The 17,902-nt window shown below is 41.8% G+C and carries 10 protein-coding genes; all 10 read right to left on the reverse strand.

Annotated features, from left to right (window positions below):
• Positions 1–95: 95 nt before the first annotated feature.
• Positions 96–2,390, reverse strand: coding sequence for a peptidoglycan DD-metalloendopeptidase family protein (locus HUN01_RS13625; protein ID WP_181931726.1), 2,295 nt, complete (start codon positions 2,388–2,390; stop codon positions 96–98).
• Positions 2,391–3,186: 796 nt separating this feature from the next.
• Positions 3,187–3,648 carry a tRNA (cytidine(34)-2'-O)-methyltransferase gene (locus HUN01_RS13630; RefSeq protein WP_069068390.1) on the reverse strand — a complete coding sequence of 154 codons (462 nt, stop codon included), beginning with the start codon at positions 3,646–3,648 and terminating at the stop codon, positions 3,187–3,189.
• Positions 3,649–4,063: 415 nt separating this feature from the next.
• Positions 4,064–5,203, reverse strand: coding sequence for a glutamate--cysteine ligase (gene gshA / locus HUN01_RS13635; RefSeq protein ID WP_181931727.1), 1,140 nt, complete (start codon positions 5,201–5,203; stop codon positions 4,064–4,066).
• A 295-nt stretch (positions 5,204–5,498) separates the two neighbouring features.
• Positions 5,499–7,319: a phospholipase D-like domain-containing protein gene (locus HUN01_RS13640; RefSeq protein ID WP_181931728.1), complete on the reverse strand. Its 1,821-nt coding sequence runs from the start codon at positions 7,317–7,319 to the stop codon at positions 5,499–5,501.
• 63 nt (positions 7,320–7,382) lie between these two features.
• Positions 7,383–8,261, reverse strand: coding sequence for a bile acid:sodium symporter family protein (locus HUN01_RS13645; RefSeq protein ID WP_181931729.1), 879 nt, complete (start codon positions 8,259–8,261; stop codon positions 7,383–7,385).
• Between the two features lie 55 nt (positions 8,262–8,316).
• On the reverse strand, positions 8,317–10,956 hold the full coding sequence (locus tag HUN01_RS13650; RefSeq protein ID WP_181931730.1) for a carboxypeptidase-like regulatory domain-containing protein: 2,640 nt from the start codon (positions 10,954–10,956) through the stop codon (positions 8,317–8,319).
• Between the two features lie 199 nt (positions 10,957–11,155).
• Positions 11,156–11,983, reverse strand: coding sequence for a fimbrial biogenesis chaperone (locus tag HUN01_RS13655; RefSeq protein WP_181931731.1), 828 nt, complete (start codon positions 11,981–11,983; stop codon positions 11,156–11,158).
• A gap of 182 nt (positions 11,984–12,165) precedes the next feature.
• Positions 12,166–12,639 (reverse strand): hypothetical protein, encoded by a 474-nt coding sequence (locus HUN01_RS13660; protein ID WP_181931732.1) that lies wholly within the window; start codon positions 12,637–12,639, stop codon positions 12,166–12,168.
• Positions 12,640–12,700: 61 nt separating this feature from the next.
• Complete coding sequence (locus tag HUN01_RS13665; RefSeq protein WP_181931733.1) at positions 12,701–13,195, reverse strand: hypothetical protein; 495 nt, start codon at positions 13,193–13,195, stop codon at positions 12,701–12,703.
• Between the two features lie 215 nt (positions 13,196–13,410).
• Positions 13,411–17,895: a translation initiation factor IF-2 N-terminal domain-containing protein gene (locus HUN01_RS13670; RefSeq protein WP_181931734.1), complete on the reverse strand. Its 4,485-nt coding sequence runs from the start codon at positions 17,893–17,895 to the stop codon at positions 13,411–13,413.
• Between the last annotated feature and the right edge of the window lie 7 nt (positions 17,896–17,902).

Genomic DNA, 17,902 nt, shown 5'->3' on the forward strand with positions numbered 1-17,902 from the left:
TAACTTCCATCCCTATTGAGGTCATACAAAGCAAAAGAGGGAGGTAAACTCCCTCAACTAACAAGGCAATAATTTAGTTACAGACTAGCCAAGATTTACAGGCGATCCGGTAACATAGCTATTGGGTTAACAGCACCCTTGCCTGATGGATGGATTTCAAAGTGGGTGTGTGGCCCAGTACTATGACCAGTGCTACCCATTAAAGCAATTGTTTCTCCTTGATTCACCTGCTGACCTGCTTGCACCAGAATCTTGCTGTTATGAGCATAGCGAGTCGTGCTGCCATCAGGATGGCGGATTTCGACAAGGTTGCCATAACCACCTTTGTTCCAACCAGCTTTTTCTATTGTCCCCTCAGCTGAGGCGACAACTGGCGTACCAGTGGAGTTGGCAACGTCAATTCCTTTGTGCATTCTACCCCAACGCCAGCCATAACCAGAGGTGAGAGTACCCTTTGCTGGCCATGTGTAAGCTATGGTTGAGGAAGATGGAGGAGGAGTAAGTTCGTCAATGGGTCTGGGCAGATATTGATCCACTGCTGCCAAAGGCGGTAGTATCTGTGGAGAAACGGTGGTTCCCCGCATCTTTCCTAAGGAGTCAGAGGAATTTACTCTTCCAACAGGCGTTGCAACTCTGGTTGGAGATGGAGTGCGAGAGGGAGTCCACTGGCTAGCAGAACCTAAATTAGGCAAGAACTCTGGGTTTACTGCCTCGTTAGGGCGTACAGTAGTACGGAATTGGGTCTTAATTGGTTGAGCGCTATAGTTAGCCCGAATCGGTGTTGGAACTGGAATTGGTATCGCTACACTATTCCGTCGAGGAGCAGAGTTCGGTACGGGGATATTATTGGGGGTAGAAATAGGAGTGAGCATCGCAGCATTATTAATTTCGGTAGCTGCTGCTGGCACAACTAAGTTTCCAGACTGTTGAGCGCGATATTTCTGCTGTAACCTCTGGATTTCCGCTTGTAAGCCCCGCAAACGGTCATTATTGTTATTGTTTCCCCTTGCTACTCTATTTGCCGCTGTTTTAGGCTGTTGCATTTCGGCAAAAGCTTGTGGCACTGGAATGTCACCACCAACGCCATAAGACCTAACAGTTGGGGGGGCTGTTTCTAAGTCAGTTGCACTATTTGCCTGAACCTGAACAGTTACTGGTGTAGGGACAGCAACGCTACTGTTGTCGGCAATGGTTGGTGATTGTGAACTAGGTAGGTATGAGTTGGCACTACCAATATTCACAGGGGAGGTGGCTACTTTTGGAGTTTTGCTGGACTCTACAAAAGTGGGCTTAGTGGCTACAGTTGCCTCAACTTGAACAGCAGGAATAACTAGTTTTTGACTAATTTGCAGTTCATTTGGATTATTGAGGTTATTTGCCTTAACTATTTCTGACACTGAAGTGTTGTATCTGCTGGCGATCGCTGCTAGTGTATCTCCAGGCTTCACTTCGTAGGCAGTTCGAGTCGAAGATGCAATAACTGTTGGTGTAACTTGTACTGGTACACTTGTATTAGTCTGTGTCTTCTGTTTTAACCTCGATATCAGGTTAGCTTTGCTGGCATCGTCAGAAATGTCTGATTGGGCTAATACAGTCTTCTCAACCACAGTTGTTGGCTGTGCCAACTCTAGATCAGCTTGTGATAAATTTTGGTTCTCCCCAGACCGCAGCTGCGCCAGACTCTTTCTTAAACGGTTCGATTTTTCTTGTAATCGATTTAGTGCGAACTCTTGTTGCGCCTTAAGTTGTGCATTTATTTCACTGTTGACTGCGCTAGATGTTGCCACTGTTTGTGGCTCGGCAGTTAATGATGCATTTGTACTACCAAAACCATCAGCACTAGAGTCAGACAGATTATTGACTGTTGGGAAACTAGTTTCGGCTAAGGTATTGTTCAATCCCTGTGCCAGTTGAGGCTTCAGGTAAGGGGAATTTTTATAATCAGCTGTTGCTTGGGAAAACGTTTCTGATGCAGGAACTTGCAAAGACATTCCACTTGCGGCAACTTGCCATTTAGCTTCAAGCCCAGGCACTTGTGAGACTGCCGTTGGTTCCACGATCACAGGACTTTCCGGCACGCTCGCTGATGAGACTGCTTGGGACTCCAGCTTTGTGGAGGCGAATTTCACCTCAGTGTCAGGAACAGCAGGAATCGCGGAGGTTGCCTTTTGGCTGCCTACTGGCACTGCTGCTTGGGCTTGATCGCTTTGTCGAGTCACCAAAAGGCTGGTTGCTCCCATAGAGATTGCCAAGCCAATCATGGCGGCTTTTGTCCGCACCCGGCGGTTAACTTTTGGATTCATCACATTTAGCAGTTCTACCGGGGCATCATCGCTGCTGGGGTTATTGTTCAACACAGCTTTTACTCTCTTTTTTAATGCTCGTTTCAAAGACGACCTCCTATGATCACTAGCGCTTAACTGACCTCGATTTTTCAGTTGGATACTAGTCAATGATTTAGATCACAACAAATGATAGATCAAGATCACATTCACCAGAGATGCTTACGCAAGATTAACCTGCTTCTCTGATTTAGACAAGTTCACACGTGTTAGCAAAACTTAAAATTTGCTGTGTTTACTTGTCCGAACCACTCCTAACACCACTTAGGACGTTTTACTCTTTACCATTGTCCGCGCTTGTCTTGCGTCAATCGCGGGGACTGGACAAACTATTTGCCAAGTCCATAGTCGCTGCTGAGAATTAAATTGCTGCCTGCGACTTCTGGAAAATTGATGCCCCCTGCTGTAGATATCTTCAAGATATTTCTACCCAATCCGTCTTCTCAACACGAGACTTTACGTTGATTATTCCCTAAAAAACAACCGTATTAACTATCGGCTACTTTTTGGCTGCTTTCTGCCGTTCATTGAGCCAAAATAGCTCAAATGTAAGACATGACTGGATTTTAGCGCGTTTGTTCCCAAATTTAGGATGTTTCAAATTCATCAAAATCTATCATTCAAATTTGGCAATACCCCAAGTTTTATATACAAATTTCTTATAATAACCTTCCTTTGTTTGTAAGTATCTTCCACTACATTTTGGTAATAAACCTAATTTTCGGTATATTGTTTTACATATTATTACAGTAAACAAGAAAATTTTTGCTGCCAAAAATAAATCGTCTAATAGATTCTGGGAGATATCGTAAGTGAATATACTTATGGGTATAAAGGTAATCAACTATTGTAAATAGCCTAACTGACGACGGGTTTCAAATAAGCCAATTGCCACACTTACCGACAGATTCAAGCTGCGAACCCCCGGTTGGCTCATGGGAATATACAGAGTAGCATCGCAATCTGACAGAATTGCTGGTGGTAAGCCCGTAGTTTCACTACCAAACAACAGCCAATCATCAGCTTGAAACTGAAAGTTTACATAATTACAACTTCCGCCAACTGTATAACCCAGCCATCTACCTCCACGCTCCTGATGTAATGTTTTAAAGGCTTCTAGGGATTCGTGATAGTGGAGTTTGACATAAGGCCAGTAATCTAAGCCCGCTCTTTTGAGGTAGCGATCGCTAATTTCAAATCCCAAAGGCCCCACCAAATGCAATTCTGTACCTGTAGCTGCACAAGTACGGGCAATATTACCTGTATTAGGAGGGATTTGGGGGTTAACTAAAACTACCTGAGGCATTGTCCGTATAATTTACGTATTGTATAAAACAATCTATTGTCAATGTTAAATCTACCAAAAGGTAGAGGTGATTCATAGGTTTTGTTAATAATAATCAAGCATCATCCATCGATTAGATTTTTAAAACGAATCGCAAACCCTCCCAGGGCAATGCCTGAGAGGATATTTGGCTAAAATCAGGAAATATTAAGTTTTGTGTAGAAAAAGTAAGTACCTGTGTCTTTTAGGGCTGGTAGTCTCTCCAAGAGAATCTATCATTTGTATGAAGAGGCGAGTAGTAGTGAGGAGTAGGGGGAGATCAGGGACAATCAGGGGAGCAGAGGGCAGGGGGAGAATAAAAATTACCTCTTTTTCTTTCTCCTCTGCTCCTCTGCCTCTTTTCAATGCCCAATGCCCCATGCCCAATTCCCTTGACTTAAGCCAGTAGTGACGAACACAATTTGTCTTCGAGTTCGATTTCGCGCTCTTGAGTGGCGATAATAGCCTGAGTGATGACCCGTTGGCTATCAAAACCGACTGCGTGTAATTGCAACCACTGTTGAGCTTCATTACCTTCGCGGAGGATTTTGTGTAATGGGGAAAGGAAACAGCTAAAGCCTCGTTGTTTGGCGATCGCCCAAACATCTTGGTACATTTCAGAAATCCAATCTCTGGCTAGGATATTTCTACCATCTTGCCAATGCCTCAACTGAGCATCAAGACTATCAGCAGCAGCAGCAGCTTCGTTCTCAGCAGTCAAGGTGACAAGTTCTTCAGCAGAAAAAGTACTTTGGGTTAATGGATCGATACTAGGATTTTCAATTACTTGCAACAAACGCGCTTCTAATAAGGCAGTAATCGCCAGCAAAGCAATCGGATCTGTGACTAAATCACAAATTCGCAATTCTAAGCGATTCAAGTCATAAGGACGGCGATCGCCATTTGGCCGCACTGATGCCCACAAATGCCGCACGTTTTGCATGGTTCCGGCAACGAGTTGATCTTCCACCCACTGGATATGATCGGCATGGCTGGCAAATAACGGTACATGACTAGGCGTTTGTGGGAAGACACCCCAACGGGTGGAGTGATAGCCAGTAGCTTTGCCATCCAGGAAGGGAGATGAGGCGCTGAGGGCGAGAAATAGAGGTGCTTCCATGCGAATCACCCTACACGCCCGCATTAATACTTCTGGATCGCTGATTCCTATATTGATGTGTACGCTAGCAGTAACTACTTTCGTCCCGTAGGTATTCTCAATGTAGTCATGATAAGGATTTGCTGGATCGGAACGGAGAAAGCGATCGCCGCCACCCAAAGATAAAGTGCTTCCCGGTATCAAGGTGTAATCGCCTAAACGATTGAGGTAGTTTCGCAACTCCCGCCGGGGACGCAGCAAGGCACACAATAAATTATCGTAATTATGGGATGGTTGGGTTATGTATTCGACATTGCGGCTATCTGGCTCCCGCATAAACCCACCCAAAGCGGCAACAATTTTGTCGGAGAGACCGACGATTTCACCTTGAGGCGTGCCAGTGTACATCTCAATCTCAAAGCCTTTTAATAAGACCACCTTGTTCTCCTCGGCTCTCTCTACCTACAAATTGTATCGAATAAGACGAATCTCTGGATCTATCTTTCGGTCAATCAAAGGTTAAGAATCATTTAATTGCCAACTCATGCGAAATCAAGAAGGCATATTTTTGCGCTGTCTTCCGATAAATTATTACTATTGAAATATGAAAAATATCCTAGTACAGCACGGCGGAAATAAACCACCCATTCCCAATCAACAAAACCCTTACGCTGTCTTCATTTTTAATTTTTAATTTTTAATTTTTAATTCCGCCTTGCGGTACTAGTGTGGGTTAAGGACGGTACAAAATAAAATCATTACGTGAATCACTCTCTTGAACAATATTGAGACGTAGAAACTGTTCCCACACTTCATCAGTAAGTAAGTTTAAAGCAGTTTCGGGATGGTTAATTGCGATCGCGCCGATAATTTTACGCCATCCCTGTTGCAATAACTCAATAAAAACCTCTTCCAGAGAAACCTGATTCAGCAACGAAAGTGCAGTTTTAAAAATGCCTGAATCAGCTTGTATATTCTTGGACTTTAACCCCTGAAGTGCCACATTTAACCATACGGGTAGAAGTTCTAGCCAGTTGTTTTGCTGTATCTCTTTGAGTGCAATATCTTCCATACCTAGCGCACCCCACACGCATAAAGTCTCTACAGCCAGTTTATAATCGCGGTTTTCTAGAACATTTTGCCATAAATTTTGAGCGTGAGTTTGGAAGCGATTCGCGAGAAATTCATAAGCTTCCTGGACTTGATGGGGAATTGTAACTTTATAAACTGACTCGCCTCGTGGTAAATAATCGCCGCGATAAGATAGCCAGTTATGAGATCCGCAAAGATGGATTTCTTTATCAACTACTACTTCTTTTACATGGGAATCTCCCAACCAAAAAACCTGTATAGATGGTAAACCATCAGGTGTTTTTATCGCTCGAAGTTTTTTCTCTACTTCTGGTGGAATTGGTTTATCTTCATCTTCTTGTTGCCACGCAATTCCATGTCCAATTAAAATCCAAACTCCGCGATTAGCTAATTTCTGTAACAGAGAGAGAAATTTTTCATTGACAACTGCCTGATTCACCCAAGGAGAATAGATTATAACTTGACTTTTAGCCGAATTTAAAACTTCTGAAAAAACTTGGCTAATTTGTCCATCGCGTAACTGTACGGCTTCACCTAGCACTTTTTCATCACTGGCTTTCGTAGCAGTTTCTAGCGCCTTTTTGCGAATATTTTCGAGTCTAGCCTCTATTTCATTATTTTTCTGCTTGAGAATGGCTTCACGTTCAAAATTTATGGCTTCGGTTGACAATTTACATAGTGCTTGCAAAGAAATTTTGCCTTCAGTGTATAGCACTTCTAACCAATTAGATGCTGACTCTAAAATTTGCTTTCCATTTCTAATTTGAATGCTCAATTTATCTTCAAGGGCATCGAAAATAACGAAAAGCGATATCTTTCTCCAAATTTTTTGAGTCGAAGCAAGCACTTTACAGGAAGTGACGATTTTTCCCTCTTCTGGGAAATGAAGTGATAAACCTGAAGCTTGAATACTTTTTTGTATTTTCTCAAGTGGTAAAGAAGCAATATCAGCAATTGTATTATCAATAGTTATAAAGTCTGCCAAATCAGGCAAATTTATCACTGTTTCATTTAAAGATTCAGATTGAAAGGTAATCTTGTCGCTTAAAGGGTCTGTAATAGCATTAATTTGTATAGGATATGGCGGCTGTGGCACAGAGCCTTTTTCATAAAATGAGCGACCTTCAGGAGTAACTGTTAGTGGCGATGTTGGTGATAGAGTTTGTAAGGAACGAAGAGTTGCAGTAGTAGTTTTAATAAATACAGAATCAAGCCCAAGTACAGAGGCTAATTCATCTTCGGTTGGTGGAGGTTGAAATTCAATAGCAGCGCGGATGATAAATTCTTCGAGGACGTTAAACTGGCGGGGTTCCTTGATATTTAGTTCTACAGGAGTTTGACGTAAGCTATAACGAAATTGACGCGCTGTTAAAACTGACAAACTAGGACTTTGCGCTTCAATTTCATCTACAAAATTTCTGAGATTGTCATCAATCGGTTTAGCAGAAGAGGCAAAAAACATTAACGTAACAAGATGGGATATTTAATTTGTACAAATACTTGTAACCCATGAGGGAAAATACTTTTATGCTTTCAACAAGGCTTGACGACGACTAGACCACCAAGCAAATCCAGCACCAGTGACAAACATTAGCAGACCATAAATTGCCCCAGGAATAGCCATTGTAGGACTATTCAGCAGCGTAGGTGTAGAAGCGATCGCGATCGCCAGTGTCCCATTTTGAATTCCTACTTCTACTGTAATTGCCGTAACACGTTTTTCTCCTAATCGGGTTAAAGTAGCGATCGCAAAACCTAAAGCCATTGCAACCACATTCAAAACCAGAGTTGCCAAGCCCACATCTATTACGTAAGAAACAAAATTATTCCGTTCTCGCAGCAGCACTCCAGTAATTACCACCGCCAGGAAAAATAAAGACAGCCACTTCACTGGTTTATCTGCCTTGTCTGCCAATCCGGGTGCATACCGCTTGGCTATCATCCCAATTGCTATAGGTAGAAGTGTAATCACCGCAATCTGCAAAACAGTGTTTAAGAAAGGTAACTGTAGCGTTGTTCCTTCCCCCAAAAATCTCTGCATTGACAAATTTACTACCAGAGGAATCGTAAAAACAGTAATGAAACTACTAATAGCTGTTAGCGTCACAGAAAGAGCAACATCACCCCCAGCCAAAAACGTAATCATATTAGAAGTAGCGCCACCGGGACAGGCTGCTAAAATCATCACACCTACTGCTAATTGTGGTTCAAGGGGAAACACCGACGCAATGCCAAAGCCCACAATCGGCAACATGATCAACTGGGCCACCAAGCCAATCACCACCGCTTTGGGATAGATTACAACTCGCTTGAAGTCCTCTAGGGTCAAAGTTAACCCCATACCTAACATGATAATAAATAGAGCCAAAGGCAGAAAAACAGCCGTCAGAAAATTTGCTTCCATCCTTAACCCGCGTTGGTAACAATAAAAGTGCCTCTGGATTGTACCGTGTTTCCCCTTAGGGAATTGATGGCTGTTGCAAATTAAGCTCTTGAAATGGTTCAGAAGACTCTTCTAATTTCAAGCTACCGGCAGATTTACCGTTGATTTGTAGAGTGTATTTACCGTGCGGCAAGCCTTCTAAATAATAGACTCCAGCACCGTTGGTAACAGAAAAACGCCGAGTCCCCTCATCTGGTTGTATGGCTTCTACCCGTGCGCCTGCGATCGCTTGACCTTGAGTATCGGTGACTACCCCCGATCGCGTATAAGAACGAATTAGCGGAATCATCACAGGGGTATAACTGCCAGCAATCACATCAACAGCTAAGGATTCAACCGCAGCCTGCCAATCAGGCGGTAAACCTGCTGGATCGAGGTCTAGGCGATAAACGCCAGGAGACATCCTTACTAAAGTGCGATCGCCTTGAATTTGTGGTAAAAACGACTTCAGAGGTTTATTGTTCAAAGTCAACAATAAATCTGCGTTATCTGTATAAACTGCTTCCCCTCGATCTTGTTTGCCGTTATTGTTTCGGTCAAAAAATGGCTTAATCAAAAGTCCGCCTTGTGTACGGAAGTAATTAGAACGGCGATCACCTGGACTAATACCCCCTTGTAAATTCAGGCTAGAAGCTAAATCTATGCTGAAAGTTGCTTCATCGGAACTCGGCGATACTCCTTGATAACGCGCCCGTAATAGCAAACCTGGTAAAACTGTTGTTGATAATGTAGCTAGCAGCCCGCTACCCTGAGAACCAATGCCATAACCCAACTGTGCTTCCCACCTATAACTACCATCAATCGCCTGTTGTTGTGAACGATAGCGCCAACTTACACTTAACAAGCTGTCGCTACGATTTTGATTCTGTGTTTCATAATTTAACAGCAGTGCGCTGCCACCATTAGAAAAGCTGTTTTTAGAAAATTTGTAAGTCAGTTCCGACAAAGTACTGATTTCGTTACCGCGTTGCGTTAATTCTAGTCTCCCAAGACGTTGCAGCAAATTCCAGCGCAGGCGGTTTTTAGTATCTAAGCTGACACGGGCAAAGGTAAAGACATCTTTGCCACTCAAGTTAATTTGCATTCCGCCAGATGTCGCATCAGCTGTGTCAGTACTAGTGAATAAGGTGAATTGAGGCAAAACTCGCCAATCTAAATTAAAACGACTAGACAAGCGATCGCTGAGAAATGCAGCACTCAAGCTAGAAGATGGATTATAGCGAATATCTGTATTGACATCCCACTTATTACCCGTCAGTGCTGAAACTGCTACCTGCAAAGGTAAGTTTCCCGGACGCCAAAATAATTCTGCTAAGGCTCTAGGCGATTCGTCATACACTCCACCTAAGCCTACTGTCAGATTTTCTGATAAACCCCAACGCCCAGCAATTCCGCCCCGAAAGTCAGAAAAGTTGCCCAACAGACTTTGATTTCCCACAAAATCCCGTCGTAAGCCACCAGAAACGATTAATGCTGAAGCACCTGCTGGTAATTGTCCTGGGACTGTCGAAAAACTAGCCTGTTGAATTTCAGGTTGTGCGGTGAGTCGTCCTTGGGGATAAAGCAAGACGCGATAATTGTTGCCCAAAAATTGATTTTGACTTTTAATATTTTCAAAGCGGTAAATGCCAGAAGAATCAACTAAAATTTCAGCAATCACGCGATCGCCAAAACCTTGTACCAACCGCACTAATGTACCTGGTTCAGCTTTACCAGAAATTGTCTGTCCAATAGAATCTGCTTGTAAACGTTGGCGAGGATCGGAAGAACCACCACCGAAGGGTTGAGGTGGTACAAAACCCTGTCGTTGAATGGATGTAAAACCCCAATAATCTCCTGTTCCTTGAGCCTGCCAAAACGTTGGCTGGGAACCTACAAAATAATCAGCTGAATTAGTTTGTCGCAAAAACTGTGCTTCGGCAATATTCCAAGTTTGCGGATTTTCTAAATTTGGTTGATCGGTGCGGATGAACCACGAACCACCAAAAGCACTACCAACAGCCAGAAAATCACCTCTATAGTTTGTCGATCTGGTAGCACTACCGCTAGCATTTACCTTTTGTTCAATTGCGGCGACACTAAACTTTTGAGGTGCAATGTGTGGTAATCCTTCCAGTTGAATCGGAGTTTCCGTTTCTGCTAGTTTGCCAGTAGATTGATCTGATCCTGGAACATCTAAAACTATGGCGTATTCATTGATATCAAATTTCGCGGTTACGCCAAAGAGAGTTTGTAAATCTTGGATTGTAAAAACTAATCCTAATTCTGGATCGGTGCGAAGTTTTGTTGGGTCGATGCGAGTCACAACACCAGGCGATCGCACTTCTAATTGCCCATCAGGTAAAGTGGTAACATTTAATTTTAACCCTTGAATTACAGCATCATAGGGTAACAGCCAATTTGCAAAATCAATTGCTTCAGAACCATCTTCTTGACCACGCACTAAAACGCTAGGATTGACATTGCGGTTTCCTAGATTCAATCCTACGGGAAAAACTTTAAATTCTGAATCCTTAGCTAATTGGGCAGTTGTGGGCGTTTGTAGATTTGAAATCGCAGGTGTATCTGCCTTCGCTGGGGCGATCGTAATTTGACAGATCAGAGCGATCGCAGCTAGCAGACATTTGCCTGTGCTAGTTAATAACCGAAGTTGCACAGAATTTTCATTTATCGGGAAATTTATCTATAAAAATAGAGACGTTGCATTGCAATGTCTCCACAACATATCATTCCCACTTGCTAGACAAAATTATCTATATTAATGCTGTATTTTACAGCAAGATTAATTCTCCCAAATCAGGCTACAGATGCCAGATTTAATTTGAATTTATTAATTATGAATTATATTACACAAGCTATTTTTTCTGTGATGCCGCAGTTTGTGTAGGAATAGTAATATTTAAATTGAAGGGCAGCTTACTTTTTTTACTGTCTTCACCCCAAAACAACTCACCACTTAGCTGATATTGACCAGGATTCAGGGCTGGTTGGTTTTTATTGGGGTAATTTAATAAGAAATTGCGATCGCTATTTGCCACTACAGCATTAGTATCTACCTGTCCAGTTTTGATAACAGTTTGTCCTTGACGTAAAGTCCAATTTAAACTAGGGAGAACAGTTGCTTGACCGTTATTGCGAACTAAAATTTGAATTTGTTTTTGCTCTGGGTTAAAGCTGGCACTATCAATCGCTAATTGTGGAGAAAGATTGCCTTTTCTGACGTAGAATGTCACGCCAATTCGTGCCACCAAAGTAACGTTATTACCAGCAGCATCTTTGGATTCACTAAGAGTTTCATTAAACACTACCGCACGATATTCCCCATCAGGTAAATTAGGAGCCAAGCGGCTAATGAGGCGCACCCGCCGAACTTCTCCTGGTTTGACAGTCAACTCACGCGGTGAGAATTGCAGATATTTTGTCAGGTCATTGGGACTAGAGGATAAGGTTTGAAACCCTGAATCGCGGCTATATGTGAAAGGTTGAGCATAGATCCGAATCCGAGAAGGAGTCTTACTGGTATTGGAAATTGTGATCATTCCTTGGGCTTGTCCGCGTTCCGCCTTGGCTTCAATCACCAGAGGAGAAACGCTCATTTGTGCTTTAGCAGCACCAGGAAACAATATTAGGGCGAATAAGCCAGCACTAACAGCAGCTAGAGAGCGCCAATTATGATTGAGCATATTTATAAATATGGCAGGATTGTAAATTTAATTCCTGATTTATAATTCCCAAAAGCAGACTTATTTTATCTCTAGGTAATCAGAAAAATATCTTGCCGCTTGAAGATTTATTCTCTAGCGACAAGATATTCAGCAACTATTTTTCTCAATCAATCTGAAGGTAAACTGGGGAAAATTCTCGCCTATGGCACGATAGTCAACGTTGTTACATAGCTGTAGTTTCCAGGAACAAGGGGACTGCCCTTATCTACTATCATGTTTATATCCAAAGGCAAACCGCCACCAGGGGGCAGTAACACAGGACTACCACCTTGAGAATTCGTACTGCCAAAAGGTGAATTGATCTCCCCGACAGAGAACATGGGTGTAAACCCAGGGCCTCCAGTCTGCTGTGGTTGAGATATACTCACTCTGGCACCTTGGTTACAGCTAACAACAACCTTACCAAATACCCCTCCAGAAAACATTGCCGCTAGTGCAGTTGGGTTAGTCACTTGGTTGAGTCCCAATTTACCAGGGGTAATTTGATCGAAGTTGCAGACACCAGCAACATTTCCCGTAAAGGGAACATCAGCAGTTTGTGCCATTGTTTTGGGTGCAAGAGTAGCAGAACCAACAATGATCAAAGCAGCAGTTAATAAAGAACGACGAATCATTTTTTAATCCTTCTCAAATAAATTAGAGTTCAATCAAACGAAGCATCAACAAGAAAAGCAGTTATGGTGCAATGGTTAAGGTAACAACGTAGGTATAAATTCCTGGCGTAAATCCTACTGGTCGTTCTACTAACAAATTCACCTCTAGATTGGTGTTACCTGCTGGCAAAGTTGCGCTCCCACCACCAACATCACTGCGAACATTGGTCGAACCAAATTTTAAAAAGCCAATGTGCGTTGTCCCAGATGGATCGGGACTAGGGCCAGATACAAGCTTGGGGGGAGAAACAGTAACAGTTGCGGATGTGCTGCTTTGTACACCGATAGTGGCAGGAGTTTGTGATTCAAGATTTGTCGCAATTCCACCAGAATTGCTAGAAATAGTTGGTTCAGCAGTGCCAGGGGCAGGAGAAATAAAGGTAGCTTCATCTGGAACTGTTCCACTGAACGGAACATCTGCACTTTGAGCTAGCACAGCTTGATCTAGAGCGAATGCCTGCAAGCTTAATGCACTTGCCAGCACCAGGCTAGAGGTTAACGCTAGACGGTAAAGCATAAAGAAGTTAACTAATTACTCAGCGCTGTCTTGTCTCAGTGCTTTTCTTAGGATAGCTATCAAATGCTACATTATCGACCGCAGAAATACCATATTTATATCTCTAGGAGCAAATTCCGTTAAGATACTTAGCCCAAGTTACGGTTTATGAAATTTAGGTTTTTTGTCGATTCGCGCAATACCTGCGACGGGCTATGCGTAAGCACACCACAGATTTAGCTGAAGAGGCGAGAAACATCAACGAAACCTTCATGAAGACTTACAATATTTGAAACTTCTGAATACATACTTCCGACTTTACCTGATTGATGGGTAAATAAATTATGACAACCCACAATTATCAGGAGTTCTTGAGCGCGGGAAAATGCAACATTTACTCGTTCTGGCTTTTTAGCAAAACCTACATCTCCTTTACTATTGTTGCGAACCATACTTACAATTACAACGGGTCTTTCCATACCTTGAAATCTGTCTACAGTACCAGTACGAATTTCTAGTGAAGGGAAAAGTTCAGATTGCAGACGTTCATCAATTTTTCTTAATTGAGCGCCATAAAAGGTAATTACAGCAATTTCTTTTTTCGGTTCACCATTAGCAACTCTAGAAGCCCAAGTAGTCTCGAACTGGTGACACAGACGTTCAATCGCATCAATTTCTGGAGTATTAAAGTAGGAAGTTCCATTTCGTTGCTCTAAAAACTGATTCTCTATAGGCGTTTTTACCCAGAGAAGATGCTGAGATTCTTGGATAATTTCGCCTGCTAGATGATGTGCGCGTTTTGTGTCCGGTTCCAAAATTCCAGATTCTAGTTTGCCATCATAAAACTGATTAATTGCACCCATAATAAATGGATGCATTCGATATTGTGTAGTTAGCATTTGTTTAATGCTTTCATCAGCAGATTCAAACTGACTTTTAAACAGTGATTCTTCTAAAAATTGTAGTTCGTCTCGTGTATTACCCATTGTTTGAGCAACTTCTTCTACAGTGCTAGTATCAAGCATGGGTGGTAATTGCCGATGATCGCCTACCATGACTAGCTTTTTGCCTTTTAATGCTGGGATTAGTAACTCTGGTGGAGTACACTTACTAACTTCATCAATAATGACGACATCAAAAGATTTGAATTCTTCCGAAAAACCTCTGCTTGCAGCTTGAACACAAGTGATACCGACGACATTAGCATTATCTAAATAAATGCGCCTTAAATCGTCGCGATCGCGTTCAGTTGGCTGTCTTAATTTCCCAATCCAATCTTGTACAAAATTTTGATACTTATTGATATAGGTTTCATCTTTCTGGAGTTGCTGTTGCCAAGATTCAAACTGAACATTGATTTTGCGTAAAAATTCTAGATTAAATAAGTCACCATGACAATTTTCGAGCTTAAATTTATCAGGTATTGTTTGCCATCCTGTCAACCACCAGTTTCTTTCTACTATTAAATCTTCTGATGGTTGTGGTTGTGATTTTTGTTCTATTTCGCGCAGATTAGTTTGTAATTGTTGAAGCTGCTGTAGGGAAACTTCAGTTTCTTGCTTTAGTTTTGAGAGATGCTCGCGTAGAGAATTTTGAATCGTCTCCAGCACAGAAAAAGGTTCTAGTGATGAAATTAAGCTTTCAAGCTGAATAATACAAGTTCCCCAAGAATTCACTTGATTTGAGAACTCTTGCGGCTGCTCCCAAATATTTGATTGTGTTGTGAGATATTTTTCAATTAAAATACGTAATTGAACAGGTATATTTGGCTGTTGATTAAGTTCTTGCAAGCTATTAATCACTCGTCCAAGCTGCAAATTAGCATCTTCCTGTGCTTTTTCAGCCTCAGCTTGAGTAATAGATATTTGCTGTTGGCTAACTTCAGTTTTCTGAAGTTCATTTAATTGTCGTTGCAAATGCTGAAGCTGTTGTTCAGTTTCCGTTTTGACTTTTAAAACGCATTGACGTGCATTTGCAAGGATTATATCTAGCAATTCTTGTGTAATGCGGGTGAGAGTAGAGTCAAGATTATTCCATTCCCATGATGCTCCATAAGTCCGTTGCATTCTAATTAAGAAAACCTGGGTATTCTCAACTAGTAACTTTCGCTGTTTGGGGTTGAGTAGCTGATAATTGTTAAACTGTTGATAGGTTTCTTGCCATTGGGTGCGATCGCTCTTTGATAGCACCATTGGAATTTGACTAAAATTTTCTTGTAAAAAATAGCTAAAATTATGCTGTTTACCCCGCCTGTCAGTAAAACCTCCGTCTATTTCATAAGCGATCGCCTTTGTCAATAACTCCCATTCTGGTAAGTTAATTTTGTATACTTTTGGTACTATTGGTAATTTTAATGTATTCGCAAACATCAACAAACCTAGCGGCAAGTCCACTAAATTCTCTGTTAGTGGTAAACCTGATTGCTGACAATCTTTTAATGTTTGATACAGATGGGAAGGTGCTGTAGATTTCCATTCTTTCACTGCTGAGATAATATAATCAATTTCCCGTTTACGGTTTTCCCATATCTGGATTGTTTGCTGTAAATTTTGCAGCTTGGTAAGATATTGGTGATAATCTGGTTGTAGCTGATTTAACGAGGCAAAATTTTGTTTGACAACCTGCACTGATGCTGCAACTTCTAAGATGGCTTTACTGGCTTCTTGAGCATAAGTCAAAGCAGTTTTAAATTCAGAAATTTCTATTGCTACAGTTTCACGCAACCAAGCCGCTAAACCAAAAGCGCCAAGCGCCGGACGCAAAAAGCCAAGTTCATTAGTATATTTGATGGTTTGACGAACATTTGCTAAAAATTCTTCTACTAAACTGTTCCCTTCTGTGTATGGCTTAAGAAGTGGCAAAAAATCTGTGACTTCTGGAGCTTCCCAGTTGATATTTGGAGCAGTATTTAGTATATTTTTTAGCCCTGAAATTAGTAATTCAACTTCGCTCTGTTTCTCTAGAGTTTCGTTGTAAGATGTTTCTTGGTTTTTAAAGTTAGCCTCTAGCTTTAACTTATTTTTATTGAATTTAGTTTGTTGCTGATTAAATTCTTCCTCTACTTGTAAGTAAGCTGCAAATCTTTCTGATGATGCTAGCAATTGACTGAAAACTTGGATATTTTCGAGTCGTTGAGTCAGATTATTTTCACAGTCAGTTGCAGTATTTTCTAGCCATCTGCCAATTACTTGGTCTTCTAGAAATGGCTGTCCTTCCTCGCCAACTTTCTCGGCTCTACCTTTGCGTACAGCCCGAATCACTGGGTTGTGAACTAATCGACTAAGGGCGTTATCTACTGCTAAATTGGCTTGAGAAGCAATTAAAGTTCGTCCACCACGAAGGGCTATTTGATAGCAAATCTCGGCAATTACGGTAGTTTTACCAGTACCCGGTGGCCCTTGAATAAGAACAAGATCCTTAGCGGCAAGTACCTTTTCTACTGCTGCTTTCTGACCAGGATTAGCAGAAGATAACAACAAATCTTGTGGCTGAAGTTCAACAGTTGTTTTGATTTGTCGAGCCTGAGAAGCATCGAATAAAAAGTTACCCAAATAGGGATTTTGGGTGTAACCATTATTCAAATCATCTAAAGCTTTTTTCTTGCGCTGAATCTGCTGAATATCACCAACTGCTTCAAAACACAAAAATCCTGTATCTGGCAACTTATAACGCTCTGTTGCCATATATTCAGCTAAATCGCGTTCTAATCTGAGGCTGATAATACAACGGTTGGGGTCAACTTCCTCAACAGTCCCTAATTGACGACCGCTAATCCAATTTTTGCCAACGGGTGCAGTTTCAAAAAGCTTTAAATCTTCGTTTTTTGTGCGTCTTGCTCGTTCCCAAAAGTTTTCTACATCAAGGGAATTTTGATAAAAGCCGTCAAGGGTGGCTGAGGCTACATCTATTTCAAAACTGATCCGTCTTTTGAAGTTATAGTTATGACTTACATAACGCACGCAAAACTGACGCGCTTTAGCGATTTTTTCCTCAATCTGCAAAAAGGCTTTCCAAGCTTTCAGCTGATCTTCTGTGGGTACATGATCGCCACAAACTGGCGCGGCGGCGATGCGTTTCAATGTTGCGGGCGGTATGTCGAGATGATGCTGATGATTAGGCAGCAAACGCAAGCGACAAGGTACAGCATAGCTATCGGCGTGTGCCCGTGAGGGTTGTAACAAATAAGCCGACAGTATTTTTAAACTGCCACGTCCATCTTTTTGTACAGCTGCTCTAAATCCTAATGTTTTTCTGAGCTTCTCTAGTCTTGCGGGTAATTGAAACTCATCGCTGTCTGTTGCTATTGTCAAATCCCAAATTTCTTCTCTTGCCTCTTTCCCCACGCCTTTGCGACGCACATAAAAGAGAGAAGGCTTTTTACCGACACATTCATACATTAACTCATTGGCGCGATCGCGCCGCTCCCGAAATTCGGGATATGATTTCAGGGCAGTTTCCCCTTCCAGATGACGGATAAAGCTATCAATTGCTGAAGCTATAAATGTATAGCCCCAATCTTCAGAGGTTATTTTAGTAGTTTTCGAGGATTTTGCTGTTAGTTTATTTACCGCTACACGAATACGTTCTGCCTCGGATTCTGAGATACTGCTAGTATGACTTTTGACTACAATTTTGAGCTTTTCACAAATTACTAATAGCTTTTTACTATCTAAATTTAATTCTTTTGCTAGTTCGTAGATTCTGGGTTTGCCGTTATTCATCCACTGC

It is taken from the genome of Nostoc edaphicum CCNP1411 (assembly GCF_014023275.1).
In the GTDB taxonomy this organism is placed as follows: domain Bacteria; phylum Cyanobacteriota; class Cyanobacteriia; order Cyanobacteriales; family Nostocaceae; genus Nostoc; species Nostoc edaphicum_A.

What these genes read in the sequence shown, in the direction of transcription:
- HUN01_RS13670 (WP_181931734.1), bottom strand. Translation starts at nt 17,895, where the DNA reads ATGAATAACGGCAAACCCAGAATCTACGAACTAGCAAAAGAATTAAAT.
- HUN01_RS13645 (WP_181931729.1), bottom strand. Translation starts at nt 8,261, where the DNA reads ATGGAAGCAAATTTTCTGACGGCTGTTTTTCTGCCTTTGGCTCTATTT.
- HUN01_RS13630 (WP_069068390.1), bottom strand. Translation starts at nt 3,648, where the DNA reads ATGCCTCAGGTAGTTTTAGTTAACCCCCAAATCCCTCCTAATACAGGT.
- HUN01_RS13655 (WP_181931731.1), bottom strand. Translation starts at nt 11,983, where the DNA reads ATGCTCAATCATAATTGGCGCTCTCTAGCTGCTGTTAGTGCTGGCTTA.
- HUN01_RS13640 (WP_181931728.1), bottom strand. Translation starts at nt 7,319, where the DNA reads ATGTTTTTTGCCTCTTCTGCTAAACCGATTGATGACAATCTCAGAAAT.
- HUN01_RS13660 (WP_181931732.1), bottom strand. Translation starts at nt 12,639, where the DNA reads ATGATTCGTCGTTCTTTATTAACTGCTGCTTTGATCATTGTTGGTTCT.
- HUN01_RS13665 (WP_181931733.1), bottom strand. Translation starts at nt 13,195, where the DNA reads ATGCTTTACCGTCTAGCGTTAACCTCTAGCCTGGTGCTGGCAAGTGCA.